14 protein-coding genes and 6 pseudogenes are annotated in these 17,121 nt (G+C 69.3%); 11 read left to right on the top strand and 9 right to left on the bottom strand.

What is annotated here, in order from left to right; all coding sequences use genetic code 11:
- Window positions 1–912: 912 nt before the first annotated feature.
- Window positions 913–1,323 (top strand): hypothetical protein, encoded by a 411-nt coding sequence (locus ACZ4XJ_RS30990; protein ID WP_468498096.1) that lies wholly within the window; start codon window positions 913–915, stop codon window positions 1,321–1,323.
- Window positions 1,324–1,837: 514 nt separating this feature from the next.
- Window positions 1,838–2,704, top strand: coding sequence for a GNAT family N-acetyltransferase (locus ACZ4XJ_RS30995; protein ID WP_468498097.1), 867 nt, complete (start codon window positions 1,838–1,840; stop codon window positions 2,702–2,704).
- A 229-nt stretch (window positions 2,705–2,933) separates the two neighbouring features.
- On the opposite strand, the pseudogene ACZ4XJ_RS31000 reads toward ACZ4XJ_RS30995, so the two are convergent.
- Window positions 2,934–3,722, bottom strand: a pseudogene (locus ACZ4XJ_RS31000) (IS5 family transposase); the annotation flags it as partial.
- A 94-nt stretch (window positions 3,723–3,816) separates the two neighbouring features.
- Here ACZ4XJ_RS31000 and ACZ4XJ_RS31005 point away from each other — a divergent pair.
- From ACZ4XJ_RS31005 to ACZ4XJ_RS31020, 4 genes and pseudogenes are all read left to right on the top strand, one after another.
- Complete coding sequence (locus tag ACZ4XJ_RS31005; protein ID WP_468498098.1) at window positions 3,817–5,028, top strand: hypothetical protein; 1,212 nt, start codon at window positions 3,817–3,819, stop codon at window positions 5,026–5,028.
- A gap of 803 nt (window positions 5,029–5,831) precedes the next feature.
- Window positions 5,832–6,689: a hypothetical protein gene (locus ACZ4XJ_RS31010; protein WP_468498099.1), complete on the top strand. Its 858-nt coding sequence runs from the start codon at window positions 5,832–5,834 to the stop codon at window positions 6,687–6,689.
- A 624-nt stretch (window positions 6,690–7,313) separates the two neighbouring features.
- A pseudogene (locus ACZ4XJ_RS31015) lies at window positions 7,314–7,640 on the top strand (aromatic-ring hydroxylase C-terminal domain-containing protein); the annotation flags it as partial.
- A gap of 132 nt (window positions 7,641–7,772) precedes the next feature.
- On the top strand, window positions 7,773–8,936 hold the full coding sequence (locus ACZ4XJ_RS31020) for an aminotransferase class V-fold PLP-dependent enzyme (RefSeq protein ID WP_468498171.1): 1,164 nt from the start codon (window positions 7,773–7,775) through the stop codon (window positions 8,934–8,936).
- A 267-nt stretch (window positions 8,937–9,203) separates the two neighbouring features.
- Here the strand turns inward: ACZ4XJ_RS31020 and trxA are convergent.
- The 3 genes and pseudogenes from trxA to ACZ4XJ_RS31035 form a co-directional block, all read right to left on the bottom strand.
- Window positions 9,204–9,514: pseudogene (gene trxA / locus ACZ4XJ_RS31025) on the bottom strand (thioredoxin).
- Between the two features lie 103 nt (window positions 9,515–9,617).
- Window positions 9,618–9,833, bottom strand: a pseudogene (locus tag ACZ4XJ_RS31030) (NAD(P)/FAD-dependent oxidoreductase); the annotation flags it as partial.
- A gap of 16 nt (window positions 9,834–9,849) precedes the next feature.
- Window positions 9,850–10,263 (bottom strand): arsenate reductase ArsC, encoded by a 414-nt coding sequence (locus tag ACZ4XJ_RS31035; RefSeq protein ID WP_468498100.1) that lies wholly within the window; start codon window positions 10,261–10,263, stop codon window positions 9,850–9,852.
- A gap of 92 nt (window positions 10,264–10,355) precedes the next feature.
- Here ACZ4XJ_RS31035 and ACZ4XJ_RS31040 point away from each other — a divergent pair, with 92 nt between their 5' ends.
- From ACZ4XJ_RS31040 to ACZ4XJ_RS31050, 3 genes and pseudogenes are all read left to right on the top strand, one after another.
- Window positions 10,356–10,664 carry an ArsR/SmtB family transcription factor gene (locus tag ACZ4XJ_RS31040; protein WP_468498101.1) on the top strand — a complete coding sequence of 103 codons (309 nt, stop codon included), beginning with the start codon at window positions 10,356–10,358 and terminating at the stop codon, window positions 10,662–10,664.
- A complete protein-coding gene (arsB, locus tag ACZ4XJ_RS31045; protein ID WP_468498172.1) occupies window positions 10,655–11,749 on the top strand; it encodes an ACR3 family arsenite efflux transporter in 1,095 nt (364 codons plus the stop codon). Before ACZ4XJ_RS31040 ends, arsB begins: the two co-directional genes overlap by 10 nt.
- Window positions 11,746–12,821: pseudogene (locus ACZ4XJ_RS31050) on the top strand (ArsO family NAD(P)H-dependent flavin-containing monooxygenase). The gene arsB and the pseudogene ACZ4XJ_RS31050 overlap by 4 nt, the downstream one beginning before the upstream one ends.
- Before the next feature lie 12 nt (window positions 12,822–12,833).
- On the opposite strand, the gene ACZ4XJ_RS31055 reads toward ACZ4XJ_RS31050, so the two are convergent.
- Genes ACZ4XJ_RS31055 through ACZ4XJ_RS31070 form a run of 4 tightly spaced genes read right to left on the bottom strand, consistent with a single transcriptional unit; the run spans window position 12,834 to window position 14,791 of the window.
- The gene (locus ACZ4XJ_RS31055; RefSeq protein WP_468498102.1) at window positions 12,834–13,298 is read right to left on the bottom strand and encodes a TIGR02391 family protein; all 465 of its coding nucleotides are present in this window, start codon (window positions 13,296–13,298) and stop codon (window positions 12,834–12,836) included.
- Between the two features lie 55 nt (window positions 13,299–13,353).
- Window positions 13,354–13,848 carry a GNAT family N-acetyltransferase gene (locus ACZ4XJ_RS31060; protein WP_468498103.1) on the bottom strand — a complete coding sequence of 165 codons (495 nt, stop codon included), beginning with the start codon at window positions 13,846–13,848 and terminating at the stop codon, window positions 13,354–13,356.
- Window positions 13,845–14,210: an ArsR/SmtB family transcription factor gene (locus ACZ4XJ_RS31065; protein WP_468498104.1), complete on the bottom strand. Its 366-nt coding sequence runs from the start codon at window positions 14,208–14,210 to the stop codon at window positions 13,845–13,847. The genes ACZ4XJ_RS31060 and ACZ4XJ_RS31065 overlap by 4 nt, the downstream gene beginning before the upstream one ends.
- Window positions 14,198–14,791 carry an NAD(P)/FAD-dependent oxidoreductase gene (locus tag ACZ4XJ_RS31070; RefSeq protein ID WP_468498105.1) on the bottom strand — a complete coding sequence of 198 codons (594 nt, stop codon included), beginning with the start codon at window positions 14,789–14,791 and terminating at the stop codon, window positions 14,198–14,200. The genes ACZ4XJ_RS31065 and ACZ4XJ_RS31070 overlap by 13 nt, the downstream gene beginning before the upstream one ends.
- Window positions 14,792–15,017: 226 nt before the next feature.
- Here ACZ4XJ_RS31070 and ACZ4XJ_RS31075 point away from each other — a divergent pair, with 226 nt between their 5' ends.
- Together ACZ4XJ_RS31075 and ACZ4XJ_RS31080 are read left to right on the top strand one after the other, a co-directional pair.
- A complete protein-coding gene (locus ACZ4XJ_RS31075) occupies window positions 15,018–16,382 on the top strand; it encodes an NAD(P)-binding domain-containing protein (RefSeq protein ID WP_468498106.1) in 1,365 nt (454 codons plus the stop codon).
- Between the two features lie 6 nt (window positions 16,383–16,388).
- A pseudogene (locus ACZ4XJ_RS31080) lies at window positions 16,389–16,584 on the top strand (MFS transporter); the annotation flags it as partial.
- 9 nt (window positions 16,585–16,593) lie between these two features.
- On the opposite strand, the gene ACZ4XJ_RS31085 reads toward ACZ4XJ_RS31080, so the two are convergent.
- Window positions 16,594–17,103, bottom strand: coding sequence for an STAS domain-containing protein (locus tag ACZ4XJ_RS31085; protein WP_468498107.1), 510 nt, complete (start codon window positions 17,101–17,103; stop codon window positions 16,594–16,596).
- Between the last annotated feature and the right edge of the window lie 18 nt (window positions 17,104–17,121).

Consider the following 17,121-nt stretch of genomic DNA (forward strand, 5'->3'; position numbering starts at 1 on the left):
GCTCGCCGACCGCTACCGCGCCGGAGTCGTCCTGGCCTCGCTGATCCTCTGGCTCCGCGAAACCAGTCCGTGATCATTTGTCAGACACTGCCTAGGCCCTTCAGGAGGCCTACTTCAAGGACAGCGGCCGAGGTGCCGACGAGCGTTTCGTCGAGTTCACTGACATCGACTACCTCGACGTCGGTTACTGAGTACAACGCCGAGAGGGCTCGGATGTCCGGAGGAATCGAGCCGAAGCACGATAGCTGACACAAAGGCAGGCTTGTTGTCACCTGCGCGGTGCGGCGCCGGAAGGTCGTTCCCTCAACTCTTGACGACCTCTGTGATCTCCTGGGCGGCCTGGGCGGCCTGGGCGGGGGTGAGGTGCGTGGTGTCGGTGACCTCGGCCTCGGAGTGCAACCGCGGGCGGGCCGCCTCGGCGTAGGGATCGGGGTATTGGAGACGCGACAGCGGCTCCGGGCGACTGCGGGCGCTGCCCGCCGACGGGGCGTTCGAGCGGGTGGGCCGCTCGTGGCTGGGGCCGCCGGCCGCTTTCCGTTACGGCGGCCCGCTGCCTCCTGGATGGGCAGCGTCATTCGTCTGCGCCGCAGCGCCGGGGGACCGCCCGGATACGACAACTCGGCGAACCAACAACACACCGGGCCAGCCGCCGCTCCGTACACCAACATTCCCCTCCAAGCGTTAGATCCCCCCTCCGAGCGTCGGACCGAATCCCAACTGCTCAATGTCGATGAACTCCGCTTTCCACAGACTGTGCTGCAAAACCCGCTCCGATCCGTCTCCCAGGAGATTCTCCCAGTACAGCCGGGCTTTTCTGGCCCCGACATCGTGACCTGAAATTATCTAGACATGAAATCGTGATGGCGTAGATTCGTGTTGCACGCACGACTCCCTTGGGTATAAGGAGATTTCATGCGTTTCAAGCAAGTCGGTGCCACTCTGGTGGGTGCCGCCGCGGTCACCATGCTCGCCGCAGGCCCCGCCCTCGCCGCTACCACCACCTTTGAAGTTTCCTCCGGCCTGGGCACACACTCGGCCCGGGGCAGCTTCACCTGGCTCAATCGCTCCGTTCAGGTCCAAGGAGAGGTGAAGAACATCGGCGGCGCGGGAACACAAGTAGGCTTCGAAGCATGGGCTGGCAGCGTGCTGGTTGACTCCCAAAACCGCCCCACTCAGGGGAAGTTCGCAGTCAATGAGACCGTGCCTTACAACTTCGCCCTCGATGGTTCGGCATATCCGGGGGGTATTACAAAGGTCGGAGTCTGGCTCTACAACGCTCATAATGCCTCGTGGTCAGGCCCCACAGAGTATTTCCGGCCGTAATTGCACATCGTCACGGCGGATCCCATTGGCCCCAGACGTCACAAACGCTGAGGGCCAATGGTCATGGAGCGTCCAGCGCGCGGCGGGCGGGGGAGGCCTGCCCCGCGCCTCACGCCGGCGTTCACCATCGCGGCGCGCTCCATAACGGCGGGAATGCAGGTCCTGCACCCACCCGTCTGGTCACCCGAAAGGGTGGACGACGCCGCGCCCGCATTGACGTCGGGTCCGTCGGCTGAGCTGTGCAGGAGGCAAGCGGCCGGGCGTGCTCCTCCAAGAGGGCGGGCGTTTCTTGTGCCCAGCGTGCGGCGGCCGGCCGGTACTGCCTGCCCCGGCTCCATGACCGGGGCGAGCGGCTCGGTGCGCCTATCAAGGTCAAGCCCACATCGCCGATGGGAGCTTGTCGCATTCCCGCTCACGCGGGTAGATGCATGCCTTCCAGGGCGTGTCCTGTCGATCTGACTGGCTGAGTAAAACCAGGTGCGGCCGGTCGCCGCGATGTTGTGAGATGCGGGACGTGACGATCGTTCTGAACGAGCCCGGCGTCGGTGGGCTGACCGGGGTCGTGGATGCCCTCCGCGTATGGCAGGACGACCGCACGCCGCTGCAACTCCATCCGGGAGACCTCGGCTGGGCCTGGGCGCTGGGCGCGGAGAGGCTGGCCGCGGCCGTCCGCACCTGGAGCGTGGACGGACGGATCATTGCCGTCGGATACCTGGACGACCCTGATGTCCTGCGTCTGACGACCGCGCCGGATCTGCGACCGGACGGCGATCTGGCGCGCCAGCTGCTGGCGGACCTCGATGATCCGGAGCGCGGGGTCCTGCCGCCCGGGAAGGTCGGCCTCGAAATCCCCAACGCCGCCCTGCTCCACGAGGTCCTCTTGGAGGCGAGCTGGATTCTGGACGAGCCGTGGACGCCGCTGCGCCACGACCTCGCCGGGCCGGTGAAGGACTCCGGCCTGCGGATCGAGGTAGCCGGTCCGGAGACTGCGGGGGTGTGGACCGCAGTGCATCGCTCGGCGTGCAGCAGCCCGGCGTTCACCGAGGAGATGTGGCACGTCCTCGCAGCCGGGCCGGTCCATGCCGTCGCCCGCTGCCTGATCGGCTACGACGACCAGGACAACGCGGTGGCTGCGGCGACGGTCTGGTCGGCCGGGCCCGGCAAGCCCGGCCTGCTGGTGCCGGCGGGCGTGCACGCCGACCATCGCGGTCGCGGCTACGGGACAGCGATCAGCGTCGCCGCTGCGGCGGTGCTGCGGCAACTGGGTGCATCAAGCGCACTCGTCAGCACCCCGACCTCGAACGCTGCTGCCGTCGCCGCCTACAGGGCAGCCGGGTACGAGCCGTCGGCCGAACGGCTGGACGTCAGTCGAGCTGCCTGAGAATGATCAGGCGGCGGTATCGGACAGGCTGCGTCGCGTCGCTGACCCTGGCTGGCCCGACCGCCGTTCGAGGAGATGGGGTAGGTCGGGGTTCGATGATGGCTGGATGATTCGCCGTGGTGAGTTGACCGATGCGGCCTGGGCGCGGATCGTGCCGCTCTTGCCGCGCTCCGACTGGCGTAGTGGCCGGTGACGGGATCATCGCCAGGTCATTGACGCGCTCTCGTAATCTCGTCGCGATCGCGCGGTACTGCTTGAGGCGTGCGAAGCATTCGACCACGTTGCGGTCGCGGTAGAGCTCCTTGTCGTAGGCGTGCGGTCGGCCGCCGAGGCGCCCTCGGCGTCGACGGTTGGCTGTTTGGTCGCGGCGCTCAGGGATCGTGACTGCGATGCCCGACGCCGCAGCAGATGCCGGATCACTCGGCTGGAGTAGGCCTTGTCGCCCAGGACTCGGGTCGGTTTCGTGCGTGGGCGGTCGGTGTCGGCTCGCGGAACGCGGAGCCCGTCGAGCACCTGACCGAATACGGTGGCGCCGTTGACGTTGCCGGGCGTGAGCATGATGGACGGCGGCAGTCCGCGGCCATCGACGGCGAGGTGGACGTTGGTGGTCAGCCCGCCTCGGGACCGGCCGAGGGCCTGGCGCGTCTGCGAGCCGACCGGATCTTCCAGTTCGTCCCCGTCCGCAGCCCCCCTTTTACGTGCGCCGGCGCGTGCTGGTGAGCACGGTTGATCGTGGAGTCGACGGCGGCGGTCCACTCCACCCGGCCCTCCGTGTCGTCGCGGACCTGCACATGCTCCAACAGCCTTGCCCACGTGCCGTCCGCCCCCAGCGGGCAAACCGCTCATAGACGGTCTGCCACGGCCCATACCGCTCGGGCAGGTCACGCCACGGAGCCCCGGTCGTCCGCAACCGCCACAGCACTCCATTGACCACCTGCCGGTGATCACGCCACGGCCGACCACGCCCATCCACCTGCGGCAACAAGGGCTCTATCCACTCCCATGCCGCCTCCGTCAACTCACCTCGACCTGCCGCAAGATCAAATTGTCAGACAGGCCTTAGCATGGGCACGCCATCCCCCCGTGCCGTGTCCAGCCGACGAAAGACACCCATGCGCCTCCAGCGGATATCCGCCGCTACCGCGGCCCTCGCCGCGCTCACCACCCTTGCCACCGCCTGCGAGGACTCCCCCAAGCCGGGTCCACCCGCCGCGAGCCCCTCCGTGAGCGCTCGGGGCGCCGCCCCCGCCTCCCCCACGGCTGCCGGCGCCGGCGCCACGCCCGCCACGCTGGCCGGGGCGCAGGCCCACGTACAGCAGTACACGTCCTGCGAAAACCTCAGCACCGACCCGAACGACAGCCGGGTGCCGCTGAGCGGGTTCATCGGCGCCGGGGACTGGGGCATTACGGAGCGCGGCGTCTGCACGGACGATAAGGCGCGGGGCGAGATCGTCCTCTTCCTGACTCCGGACATGAAGGTCTTCCAGCAGGCCGCTAAGGACAACGCCGCGAAGTTGCTCGCCGAGGGCCGGGACAACACCGACCTCGCCAGCCGCACGGTCGTGGGCAAGACCTTCGCCCTGACCGCGCTCAAGACCGCCACCGCCGTGTCCCTGGTCGACCCGCCAAATTCCGATTTGCGCATCCTGAGCTGCAACCCCGACGTCTTCGTCCCGGAGGGGTTCAAGAAGGAGAAGGCCCTGGTCGAGGGCTGCTTCCTCACCGACTACGTCAACAGCCCCGACGGCCAGGGCAGCCCCCACCGCGGGGCCGTCCGCGACCCCTCCACCGAGGGAGCCGCGAAGCCGGGCCAGCCGTCCACTGGCAGCCGGGGCCTGCCGAGCGCCGGCAGCATCGCCGAGCTGACGAAGCTCGTCAGCCCGCACACGGTCGACTGCACGAGCATGAAGGTCACCGACGAGCAGGTACAGTCGATCGACTACATGCCGGTCGTCGACGGCCCCGCGAGCGCTTGGGGCGTCCAGCAGCGAGCGGTCTGCGGCCAGCTCGGCGGGGAGCAGCGTGCGCACAACCTGAACTGGCTGGACACCGTCTCCGACATGAAGACCCTCCAGACCAAGGCCAAGGCGGCGCAGCTGGCCGACCTGAAGGACGACGGGCGCCTCAAGGCCACTGCGAGCAAGCTACTGGTCGGCACGAACATCGCGGTGGAGACCAACAACGCGAACGTCCGCCGCGGGCTGTACCAGCTCCAGTTCCTGTACCTGAACTGCGAGGCCGGCTTCACCGCGCCGGCCGGCTACCGGCTGGAGAAGGCCCAGGTCGAGGGCTGCGTTCTGACCAACTACGAGCGCCCGAGCTGACACACGGCCCTCCGGGGCGTGCGCGGCGCGCCCTGGGGGGTATCGACCGGGGTGTTCCGCCATCCGCGCACCAGAAGCACCAGGAGCACCAGGAGCCGCCATGTCACTTTTCATCCCGGATTCGACGACTCCGTTGTCGTCCGTAGCGGCGTACGACCAGACGGTATGCCACGGCCCATATCGCTCGGGCACACCTACAGAGTTGGGGTAGGCGCCCTCGACGTGGTCGTACGGCACCTCCAGGTACCCGACTGCCATGGATGTGCCTGTTCACACAGACCAGGCCGGTCTCTCGGCCAGCAGGGTCGCGCGCCGGTCTCCGCGTTGATGACGATGAGCCAGCGGCTGTGATGGGGCGTCACCAGGCACCATCAGGAAGATGCCGTCCACCCCGGCTTCGACGATCCTCACCACCAGTACGCCGTTCACCTGTCGGGTTAAGCATTTCGTGGCAAATTTCTGGGCACCCGCCAAGCAGGAGAACGCCTGCCGCCACGTTCCTGCATGCTGGCGAGTGAAGGGAGTTCCATGCCAACTGACACCCGGCGAGCTGCCGTGCTCATCGTCATCGCGCTCACCTGCGTAACGGCCGTGGGCTCCTGCAAGCTCTCGGACTCTGACAGCACCGAACCCAGCACCCGTCTGACGACGCCGCCTGGGATCAGCCCGAGCGATGCGGTTCCCTCTCCACCGGCCCTGCCCCGCGCACCCGAGGAACCGGACCGGAACCCCAGTCACATCCCCGGTGACCTCACGCCCGGCGATCCCCCGCACTCTTCCACCCGTGGCATCCCGGACAACGAGTGAGCGAGAGCGCCGAAACCCGGCAGGCCGGACCAGCGGAACGCCCCGAGGGCTCCTCGACCGGGCTGCTGCGTGTGGTGGTCGCCGAGGCTTCCCTGGTGGCGGCACTGATGTTTTACCTCGGGGCCACATACACCAGCCAGTTCTACCGCTACTTCAACCTGTACTTTTTCTCCCTCGAATTCTCGTTCGCCAATTTGGTGGTCCAGAGCCTGCATCTGCTGCGGCTTCCGGTCCTGCTAGCCATCCTGCTCATCGCGGGCCTGGCCGCAGCTCCGTGGGCACGGGGCCACCTGCCGCAGTCGAGCCGGCGGACCCGCCTGCTACCGCCCCTGCCCGCTGCCAGGTTCCTCGCTCCGCTGCTCATTGCGGCGGGTGTCCTTCTGGTGTTCCTCTGGCGCTGGATCCACCCCTACGCCTGGACGGCGCCCCTCGCCATCGCCGCGGGATTCCTTCTGGGCGCGCCATGGGGGGCCGGGCGCCGCAGTCCGAGCGATGTCCGGCGACGGACCATGTCGGTCTTCGTTGCGGGCGTTTGTGTGTTCTGGGCCCTGACTCAGGTCACCCGGCAGATCGCGCAGGACGACGCGAGAGAGCACGCCCGCAACGTCCATGGATGGACCCGAGTCATGATCCTCAGTTCCAAAAGGCTGAGTCTGCCGGCGCCTGGCACCGTGGAAGAACGACTCCCGGTCAAGGACCTGCTCATGCCGTACCGGTACACCGGCCTCCGGCTCCTCGCCGAAGGGAACGGGCGGTACTACGTGGTGCCGGACGACTGGGAGGTGGAGAACGCCGACCCGATCTACACCATCCGGGAGAGCGACGACCTGTGGATCAGCCTGCGGGCGGCCTGAGGAGAGCGAGGATCTCGACGCACAAGAATGGAGCAGGCGGAAGGTGTGCTCCAGGTCGAAGCGGCGGAGGAACGCCTGCCGGCAGCGGTTTACGTCCTCGGCACTGGCGGCGGTGCGTGACCACCACAGACGCAGCGGCCGGTTCATCCCTCCGCTGGGCAGCCTCTCGACGGCCAGGCGGATCACTGTGCCCTCGATGACCGGCAGGGGCCCGTCGTGCTCCAGCCACGCCGCGCGGCGGATCAGGCGTGCATGGAACCGGTCCCGGGACCGGGCGGTGACGGTGTCGTAGCGGCTGGTAGCAGGTGGTGGCCGCCTGCTCGGTGTCCCACGTGGCGGGGTCGCCGTAGACGAACTCAGCCCTGTGCTTGGGCGGCCGGCCGCCGGCCGGGTTCGCCTCGCGAACTCCGCGCGGCTGGGCGCCGGTCGACGCATTCTGGCCGGTGGGGTGGTGGAGACCGGTCAGCCGGTGGTGCCGTACCTCCTCCTCGACGCAGTCGGCGGGCCGATCGGGCCGGTCTCGGACTGGACCAGGAACCTGATAGTCGGGGACGCCGGCCAGAACACCTGCCGGCCGTACTGCTACGCCCTTCTGACGTGGTTCAGGAACCGGAACCAGGGGAACTCACCGAGACGATCTCCGTCGTCGGGGTGCGCTATGACCTCGGCAACGGCCACGACCTGCTCGGACGCCGACTGCGGGACATCCAGCTCAAGCAGGGCCGCCTCTACGACCAGATGCACGGCGGCCGCGGCCTCCTGCTCGACCGGACCGGCCGGTTCTCCTTGACCGGCTGGGCGGACCGGATCGACCACATCATGGACGCCACCGAGGAACTCGACGCGCCCGCAGTCCTGCTGCGGCCGGATGGCCATGTTGCCTGGGTCGGCGACAACCAGCAGGACCTGCTCAATACAGTGCCCACCTGGTTCGGCGCCCCCACCGGCTGAGCACCCCGCCACGCACGAGGCGGGAGCTGCGGCGCACCAGCGGACAAGCCGACGCGGGCCGCTACCACCAGCGGCCCGCAACGCCGCGTGCCCGGACAGCGCGCAGGAGGAGGCGGAAGTACCGTGAACACCATGGCCCATGGCATAGTCCTGCCCAGCGCACGTCATCTCTTCCACGTCCCAGATGAGGTTGCCTACTTCAACACCGCTAGCCTCGCGCCCACTCTGAACGGCGTGCTCGCCGCGGGCCAAGAGTCCTTGAGCCGCCGGGCAGAGCCATGGGCGATCACCGCATCGGACTGGTTCACCGCCGCCGAGCAACGCCGGAGCCTCTTCGCCCGCCTCATCGGTGCTGAAGCCGACGATGTCGCGCTGGTCTCCGCCACCAGCTACGGCATCGCAACAGCCGCTGCCAACCTCGATGGCCTCCCCGGCCAGCGAGTCCTGGTCCTGGCGGAGGAGTACCCCTCCGGCGTCTACACCTGGCGCCGCTTCGCTGCCCGTACCGGCACGACAGTGCACACCGTTCACCGCGAGCCCGGACAGACCTGGACGGACGCGGTCCTCCGTGACCTCGATGAGACGGCCGCCGTGGTCTCGGTGCCGCAGGTGCACTGGACCGACGGCACCCTGGTGGATTTGCCACCCATCGCACAAGCTGCCCATGACGCCGGAGCAGCCCTGGTCATCGATGCCAGCCAGTCGGCCGGCGCCGTTCCCCTGGATGTCGTCGAACTGAGACCGGACTTCGTGGTCACCGTCGGCTACAAGTGGCTGCTCGGCCCCTTCGGACTGGGCTATCTCTACGTCGCCCCTCACCACCAGGACGGCCTACCGCTGGAGGAGAACTGGATCGCACGCGAAGACGCCCAGGACTTCGCGCGCCTGGTCGACTACCGCGACACATACCAACGCGGAGCGCGCCGTTTCGACATGGGACAGCGCACCGCATTCGAGCTCACACCGATGGCCATCGCCGCCCTCGAACAGCTCGTCGCTTGGACGGTGCCGAACATCGCCGCGACGCTGGAAGCCGTTACCGGACGGATCGCGGCCGCCGCACGCGACCTCGGCCTGCACGTCCCCGAACCACGCGGCCCGCACATGCTCGGCCTGCAAGTCTCCGAACACCGGCGAGCCGGCCTGCTGAACACGCTCAATCAAGCCGGCGTCCACGTAGGAGCCCGCGGATCCGTACTGCGCATCAGCCCGCACCTCCACACCACCGACCACGACATCGAACGACTACTCCAAGCGCTCGAGGCCGGCCCGACCCACGTGCGACCTCGCTCCTGACCGCGGGGCCTCGGCCGGCGCGGTTGACGATTGCCCCCGCACGGCGCGCCCTGTGCGTAAGTGCTTTGTCCGGCGCGAAGAAGCTGTCGGCTTCGCTGGCCACGCTCAAGGGAGTAGTGGGAGTCCCGGGCTGCGCGAGCGCACCCCGGGGCGGGGATGTCAGCCGAACAGTAGGCGTCGGGATGGAAGAAGCTCCGTCCCCCGCCGATGAGCTCGGCGGGGGACGGAGCCGGTGATGTCCCGCGCGGGTGCGTCGGTGCCGTGGGGTCAGGCGGTGATGAACTCGCCCAGCTCGCGTTGGAGTGCGGCCTTGGGCTTGGCGCCGACGATGGTCTTGGCGACCTTTCCGTCCACGTAGACGTTCATCGTCGGGATGGACATGACGCCGTAGGCGGCTGCCGTTTCCGGGTTCTCGTCGATGTTGAGCTTGCCGATCTCGATCATTTCGCCGTGCTAGGCGGCGATGGCCTCCAGCGACGGGTTGAGCCGGCGGCAGGGGCCGCACAGGCCGCCCGAAAGTCGACAAGGACGGGCTTGTCGCTCTGCAGGACGTCCCCGATGAAGGATGCGTCGGTCACGTTTCTTGAGGGCCATGATGCGACCTTCCTTCTACGGCGGTTGCCGCTACCGCGCGTCGGTGAGGCGGCAAGGTACCGCTCGGCGTCCAACGCGGCCTGGCGTCATCTCGCCGCCGAACCGCTCGGCCTGGGCCCGCATGGTCTCCATGAGGACAGGGCCGTAGACGCCCTCGGGGAATCCGGGGAAGTTCTCGACCTCGGTCGTCGTCGTCAGGGAGCCGCCGACAAAGATCGCGCCGCCGAAGACGAGCGGCTTGAGGTTGGCACGGGCCGCGTACGGCGCGGCCGTGCATCCGGCGGGACCGGAGCCTATGACGATGACGTTGTGGTCTCGCTCACGGCGCGGGCTCCGGGGCGATCTCCGCGATCAGGCCCTCGATCAGTACCTTGATCTCGTCACGGATCGGACGGACGGACTCGACGCCCTGGCCTGCCGGGTCTTCCAGCTTCCAGTCCAGGTAGCGCTTGCCCGGGAAGACGGGGCAGGTGTCGCCGCAGCCCATGGTGATGCACACGTCGGAGGCCTTCACCGCGTCGATCGTGAGGATCTTCGGCGTCTCGGCGGACATGTCGATGCCGACCTCGCGCATCGCCTCGACCGCGGCCGGGTTCACGGAGTCGGCGGGCGCCGAACCGGCGGAGCGGACCTCGACACGGTCCCCGGCGAGGTGACTCAGCCACGCGGCGGCCATCTGGGAGCGGCCGGCGTTGTGGACACAGACGAAGAGCACGGAGGGCTTGTCGGACATCAGAGGTCTCTCTTGTCTCACGACGGGGATCAGGCGCCACTGACATCAGCACCCAGTGGCGTCATCCACCACTGATGTGACAGTATCAGCCCATGATGACGTCAGTCGACACTGAAGTGATGCGAGTCCTGGCCGACCCCCTCAGGCTTCAGATCGTGACCCTGCTCTCCCGCGAGACGCTCTGCCTCACCCATCTCGTGGAGGAGACGGGCGCCAAGCAGACCAACCTCTCCAACCACATGAAGGTCCTCAGAGAGGCCGGGGTCGTGGAGACCGAGCCGTGCGGCCGCTTCGTGTACTACAAGCTGCGCCCGGACGTCATCGCCCAGCTCGCCGCCCAGTTCGCCGACCTGGCCGCATCCGCGCGCACCGCCGCCGAGAACAAGAGGGCCTGTCCGTGACCCCCACCCAAACCGTCGCCGCCGAGGATTCCTCGGTCGTGGCGAAGCTCTCCACGCTGGATCGCTTCCTCGCGGTCTGGATCCTGCTCGCCATGGGCCTCGGGCTCGGGCTCGGCCGCCTGATCCCCGGCCTGAACGACGCGCTCGCCAAGGTGGAGATCGGCGGGATCTCCCTGCCCATCGCGGTCGGCCTGCTGATCATGATGTACCCGGTCCTGTCGAAGGTCCGCTACGACAAGCTCGACGCGGTCACCGGCGACCGCAGGCTGATGATCTCCTCGCTGGTCATCAACTGGATCCTCGGACCAGCCCTCATGTTCGCCCTGGCCTGGATCTTCCTGGCGGACCTGCCCGAGTACCGCACCGGCCTGATCATCGTGGGCCTGGCCCGCTGCATCGCCATGGTCATTATCTGGAACGACCTCGCCTGCGGCGACCGCGAGGCCGCCGCCGTCCTGGTCGCCCTGAACTCGGTCTTCCAGGTCGTCGCGTTCGGCGTCCTCGGCTGGTTCTACCTTGACCTGCTTCCCGGCTGGCTCGGCCTCGGCGACGGCGAGCACCTCGACATCTCCATGTGGAAGATCGCCCTCAACGTCGTCATCTTCCTCGGCGTCCCGCTGCTCGCCGGCTTCCTGACCCGCCGGATCGGCGAGAAGAGGCTCGGCCGCGAGAGCTACGAGGCGAAGTTCCTGCCGAAGATCGGCCCCTGGGCCCTGTACGGACTGCTGTTCACGATCGTCATCCTCTTCGCCCTCCAGGGCAAGACCATCACCTCCCAGCCCCTGGACGTCGCCCGCATCGCGCTCCCGCTGCTCGTCTACTTCGCCGTGATGTGGTTCGGCACCTTCGCCCTCGGCAAGACGATCGGCCTGCCGTACGACCGCACCACCACCCTCGCGTTCACCGCCGCCGGCAACAATTTCGAGCTGGCCATTGCGGTGGCCATCGCCACCTTCGGCGTCACCAGCGGCCAGGCCCTCTCCGGCGTCGTAGGTCCCCTCATCGAGGTCCCCGTCCTCGTCGCCCTCGTCCACGTGTCGCTGGCCTGGCGCAGAAAGTTCACGGAGCAGCAGCTCACCTCATGACACATCGCACCGACGTGGTGGTGATCGGCGGCGGCCAGTCCGGGCTCGCCACCGGCCACCACATGCGCCGCCTGGGCATCGAGCACGTCATCCTCGACGCCCAGGCGGGCCTGGCGGCGCCTGGCAGCACACCTGGGACTCCCTCCACCTCTTCTCCCCGGCCGCGTACTCCTCGCTGCCGGGCCGATTGATGCCCGCTCAGGAAGGCGAGGTCTATCCCGACGCGGCCCACGTGGTCTCGTACCTCGCCGACTACGAGAAGCGGTACGACCTTCCCGTGCGGCGGGGCGTGCGGGTCTCCGCCGTCCACCGCGACGGGCCGTACCTCCGGGTCGAGACCGATCGGGAACTCCGGGGCCCAGATCGCCGCTCGGTGACTGGCGGGCCCGGGCCGTCGTCAGCGCGACGGGAACCCGGACCCGGTCCTTCCTGCCCCGCCGTCCCCGGGCGGCGTGCGTACACCGGCCGCCGGCTCCACACCGTCCAGTACAAGAGCCCCGGCGAGTTCGCCGGGCAGCGGGTGGTGGGCGGCAGGAACTCCGGGGCCCAGATCGCCGTTGAATTGGCGCCCGCCTCCGAGCTGACGTGGGGTACCCAGCGCCCGCCCCGCTACGTCGCCGACGACATCGACGGCCGTGCCCTCTTCCACGCGGCGACCGCCCGCCGGCGCGCCCTCGACGCCGGTCGCACGGACACCGGCGGCGTCGCGTCTCTCGGCGACATCGTGGCGGTGCCTCCGGTCCGGGCAGCCCGTGATACCGGGCTCCTGGACGTGAAGCCGATGTTCAGCCGCCTCACCGCGACCGGGGTGGCATGGGCAGACGGCACCCGCGCCGTGGCCGACGCCGTCATCCGGTGCACCGGCTTCCGCCCCGCCCTCGCCCCGTTCGTCACCCTGCGCCCGCGAGGCAGCCGCGGCCACATCGCCACGGACGGCACCCGCGCCGTCGATGAGCCGCGCCTGCACCTGCTCGGCTACGGCGACTGGACCGGCCCGCCCGCCGCCACCCTCATCGGCGTGGGCCGCCCCGCCCGCGACGCCGCCCGCCAGACAAGCGAACTCCTGCGCTGACCGGCTTTCCCTCTACGCGGACACCGTGGCGCCGTCCACCCAGGGGGCCAGGGCGGTGAAGGCGGCGAGCTGATCGAAAGCTTCGTGCTCCGACAGCTCCGGGAGTCCGTCCTCATGGCTGTTCGGGTTCCGAGTGCCCGCGTAGCGGGCTTCGGCAAAAGCCATCGCGCCACGGTGGACGCTGCGGAAGGTGTCGCTGCCGTCGTCCACCATGAGCCTCAGACGGGGCTGACCGGGCTTCGGGTCGTCGTTGTAGAAGACGCTCTGGAACAAAGGGACGCTGGAGCGCCATTCCGGCAGAACCCGTTCGAGTATCCACTCCACGCACTGGGCGCTGGCGATGACCTCCGGCTGCGTGCCTCGGTTTCTGAGGCGGGAGACGGTCATCGCCCCCGGCTCATGAGCGGGGAGATGGGTCTCCGACAAGCGGAGGAACTCGGCCAGTTGAATCCGCGCCCACGCGACGTTGATGGTCACGCACGCATCATCGTGCCCACCTCCGACAACCGGAGCCGAACGCTCACGGCACCGGTCAGTCGAGCCGTGGGCTGCGGCGCTCCAGCAGGACCACGTCACGCCACTGGCCGTGGTGGCGCCCGATGCGTTCGCGGGTGCCGATGGTCCGGAACCCTGCTCGCCGGTGCAGGGCCAGGCTGGCGGTGTTCTCGGGGAAGATCCCGGACTGGATCGTCCAGATCCCCGCCGCCTCGGTCGAGGCGATCAACGCGTCCAACAGTGTCCGGGCGACGCCACGGCCGCGGGCGCCGGGGTGGACGTAGACGGAGTGCTCGACGACGCCCGCGTAGGCGCACCGGTCGGAGACTTTGGTGGCGGCGACCCAGCCAAGGACCTTGCCGTCGCTGTCGAGGGCGGCGAAGCGGTGCTCGGGCGTCTTCGCGGCGTCGAACCCGTTCCAGGTCGGGGCGGTGGTCTCGAAGGTGGCGTTGCCCTCGTCGATCCCGGCCTGGTAGATCGCCAGCACCTCGTCCGCATGGGCTTCGGTGAGCGGCGTGATGGTGATGCTCATGCGGCGGCCGCGCGGGTCAGCAGCCGGCCCATCGCCGCGAGGACCGCCGGCTCGACTCGGTAGTACACCCAGGTGCCGCGCCGCTCGGAGGACAGCAGCCCCGCCTCGCGCAGTTTTTTGAGGTGGTGGGAGACGGTGGGCTGGGAGACGCCGACGTCGGAGATGTCGCACACGCACGCCTCGCCGCCCTCGTGGGAGGCGACGGCGGAGAACAGCCGCAGGCGCACCGGGTCGCCGAGCGCCTTGAACATGAGGGCGGTCCGCTCGGCCTCCTCGGCCGTCAGCGGACGCTCCGTCAGGGGCGGGCAGCAGGGTGCGACGGCCTCGGACTCCAGCAGCGGCAGAACCTTCACGTTCGACATACGTCTATGTTGACACATGTCGAAGCAGCGGGCGGGGGTGCGAGGGCATCAGCGGGCCCCGCGTGGGCGGTCACCTGCCGGGCGGCGCGTTCGGCGTCCTGGCCCATGCCGCGCAGCGAGTTCGAGGAGGAACCGCGCTGCCACTTCAGCCCGACGAAGTGCAGGTCCGGGTGGCGCGAGGAGCGCCCGCCCCGATGCACCGGCCGGTCCTCGGCGTCGAGGACGCCGTCGAGAGTGGCGAGGTGCGGCAGGTCGGGGCGGTATCCGGTGGCAAGGATGATCGCGTCCAGCGTCTCCGCCGTCCCGTCGGGCCAGGTGACCCTCTCGCCGTCCAGGCTCTGGAGCATGGGGCGGCGGTCCGGGGTGCCGGCATCGAGGGCGGCGCGGTAGCGGCCGTCGTGGAGGACAGGCCGGCCGGGCGGGGTGCGGAGCAGGCTGCCCGGCGGTGCGGTGTCCAGGCCGGTTCGGGTCAGCCGGAAGTGCAGGTCGCGGCCCAGGAGGTGCTGGCGGGCGAAACGCACCGGCGCCCGGGTCGCCGGCGTCGTACGGCTCACCCGGGCGGGTTCGGCCGCGATCTGCACCGCGGAGTTTCCTGCCCCTGCCACCACAACACGCGGCCCGTTAACTGTGCGGGATTCCGGTAGTCGGCCGCGTGCAGCACCTGGCCGGTGAAGGATTCCCAGTTACGTCCACGGGCTCCACACCCACCCCTGATTTGATGAATGTCTATGTTGACGCCCATCGAAGCAAGTGGCATGCTGGCAACACAAGGCATCGACGGATGTCGAAACAAGCAAGGAGCCTGCCGTGAACGCGCCTGCCACCACCGCCGATCTGCCCACCGTGGTCATCGGCGCCGGACCCGTCGGCCTGGCCGCCGCCGCCCACCTCACCGCCCGCGGCCTGACCCCGCTGGTCCTCGAAGCAGGCCCCCGCGCGGGTACCGCCACCCGCGACTGGGCCCACGTACGCCTCTTCTCCACCTGGTCCGAGGTCGTCGACCCGGTGGCGGCGAAGCTCCTCGCCCCCACCGGCTGGATCGCGCCCGACGGTGCGACCTACCCCTCAGGCGGCGACTGGGCCGAGCTCTACCTCCAGCCCCTCGCAGACGTCCTCGGGGACCGCGTCCGGTACGGCGCCACCGTCACCGGCGTCTCCCGCGCCGGCCGCGACCGTGTCGTCGACGCCGACCGCGAGAGCCAGCCCTTCACCGTCCGTGTCGTCAACGCCGACGGCAGTGAGGAGCGGCTCCTGGCACGCGCCGTCATCGACGCCTCCGGCACCTGGTCCACCCCCAGCCCGATCGGCGGCGACGGCCTCCCGGCGCTGGGCGAGCAGGCTGCCTCCGACCGGATCTCCTACCGGATCCCCGACCTCACGGACCCCAACGGCCGCGCCCGGTACGCGGGCAAGCGCACCGCGGTCATCGGCTCCGGCGCCTCCGCCTTCACCGCCCTTGCCTACCTCGCCGACCTCGCCGAGGCCAAGGACGGCACCGGCACGCACGCCACGTGGATCCTGCGCCGAGGGATCTCCGGCTCCACCTTCGGCGGCGGCAGCGCCGACCAGCTCCCCGCCCGCGGCGCCCTCGGCCTCGCCGCCAAGGCCGCCGTCGACGACGGGCACGCCGACGCCGTCACCGGCTTCCGCACCGCCGCCGTCGAACGCGACACCGACGGCCGCCTGGTCCTGGTCGCCGAAGACGGACGCCACCTGGACCCGGTCGACGAGGTCATCGTCCTCACCGGCCTGCGCCCCGACCTGTCCTTCGTCAACGAGCTGCGCCTGGGCCTGGACGAGCGCCTCCAGGCCCCGGTCGAGCTCGCTCCGCTGATCGATCCCAACCAGCACTCCTGCGGCACCGTCTACCCGCACGGCGTGAACGAGCTCTCCCACCCGGAGAAGGACGTCTACCTCGTCGGCATGAAGTCCTACGGCCGCGCCCCGACCTTCCTGGCCATGACCGGCTACGAGCAGGTCCGCTCCATCGCCGCCCACCTCGCCGGCGACCGGGAAGCCGCCGAGCGCGTCGAACTCACCCTCCCCGAGACCGGAGTCTGCGGCGGCGCCGGCCTGTTCGAGGAGCCTCAGGCCGCCGAGGAGGCCGGTGGCGGCTGCTGCGCGGCCCCCACCACCCTGAACATCGGCGCCCCGCCTTCCGGCGGCTGCTGACCCACGGTGCCCAACATCCAGGCCGGCGTGGCCGTGACCGGGACGGGGGTCCGGTCACGGCCACGCGCCGCACTGCCCGCCCTGTGCGCCACGCGGATCACCAGCTGGGGCATCGTCCACTACGCCTTCCCCGTCCCGAACAGCCATCACCGCCGACACCGGCTGGTCCCCGCCACCACCGCAGCCCTCACCCGCTGGGGCGGGTTCGGGTTCAGCGGGCCTCGATGGTGCGGGCTTCCTCGATGCTGTGGGTGACGGGAAAGAGGGGGAGGGCTTGGGTGAGTTCGAGGACTCGTTGCAGGGAGTTGGGCAGGGGGCCGACGAGGATCAGGTCACTGCCGCGGCGGAGGCGGAACATCTCGTTGAGCATGGAGGAGTCGGCGAAGGTGATGCGGCTGACGTCCAGGACGATCCGTCGGATCGCGGGGTCGGTGAGGGCGGCGGTGCCGGCTTCGTGGACGGGGCCCAGGGTTCGCTGGTCGAATTCGCCGGTGCAGACGATGACGCGTACCGCGTCGTTCTGGTCGGGCAGGGGGAGGACTTGCTGGTGTCCTCGCTCGTGTGTGTCGTTGTGGCTGGTGTGGCCGTGGATGCCGGCTTGTTTGAGGGTGTGGACGATGGCCCAGGCGAGGTCGTCGGGGTTCGGCTTGTTCGGGTGGACCGCGGCGAGGTACGAGGTGATCCGGGCGGCGATCGCCTCGGCTGCTTCTGCGTCGCTCATGTGCCCTGCTGTCTTGTG

Source organism: Streptomyces sp. NPDC029836 (assembly GCF_055574495.1).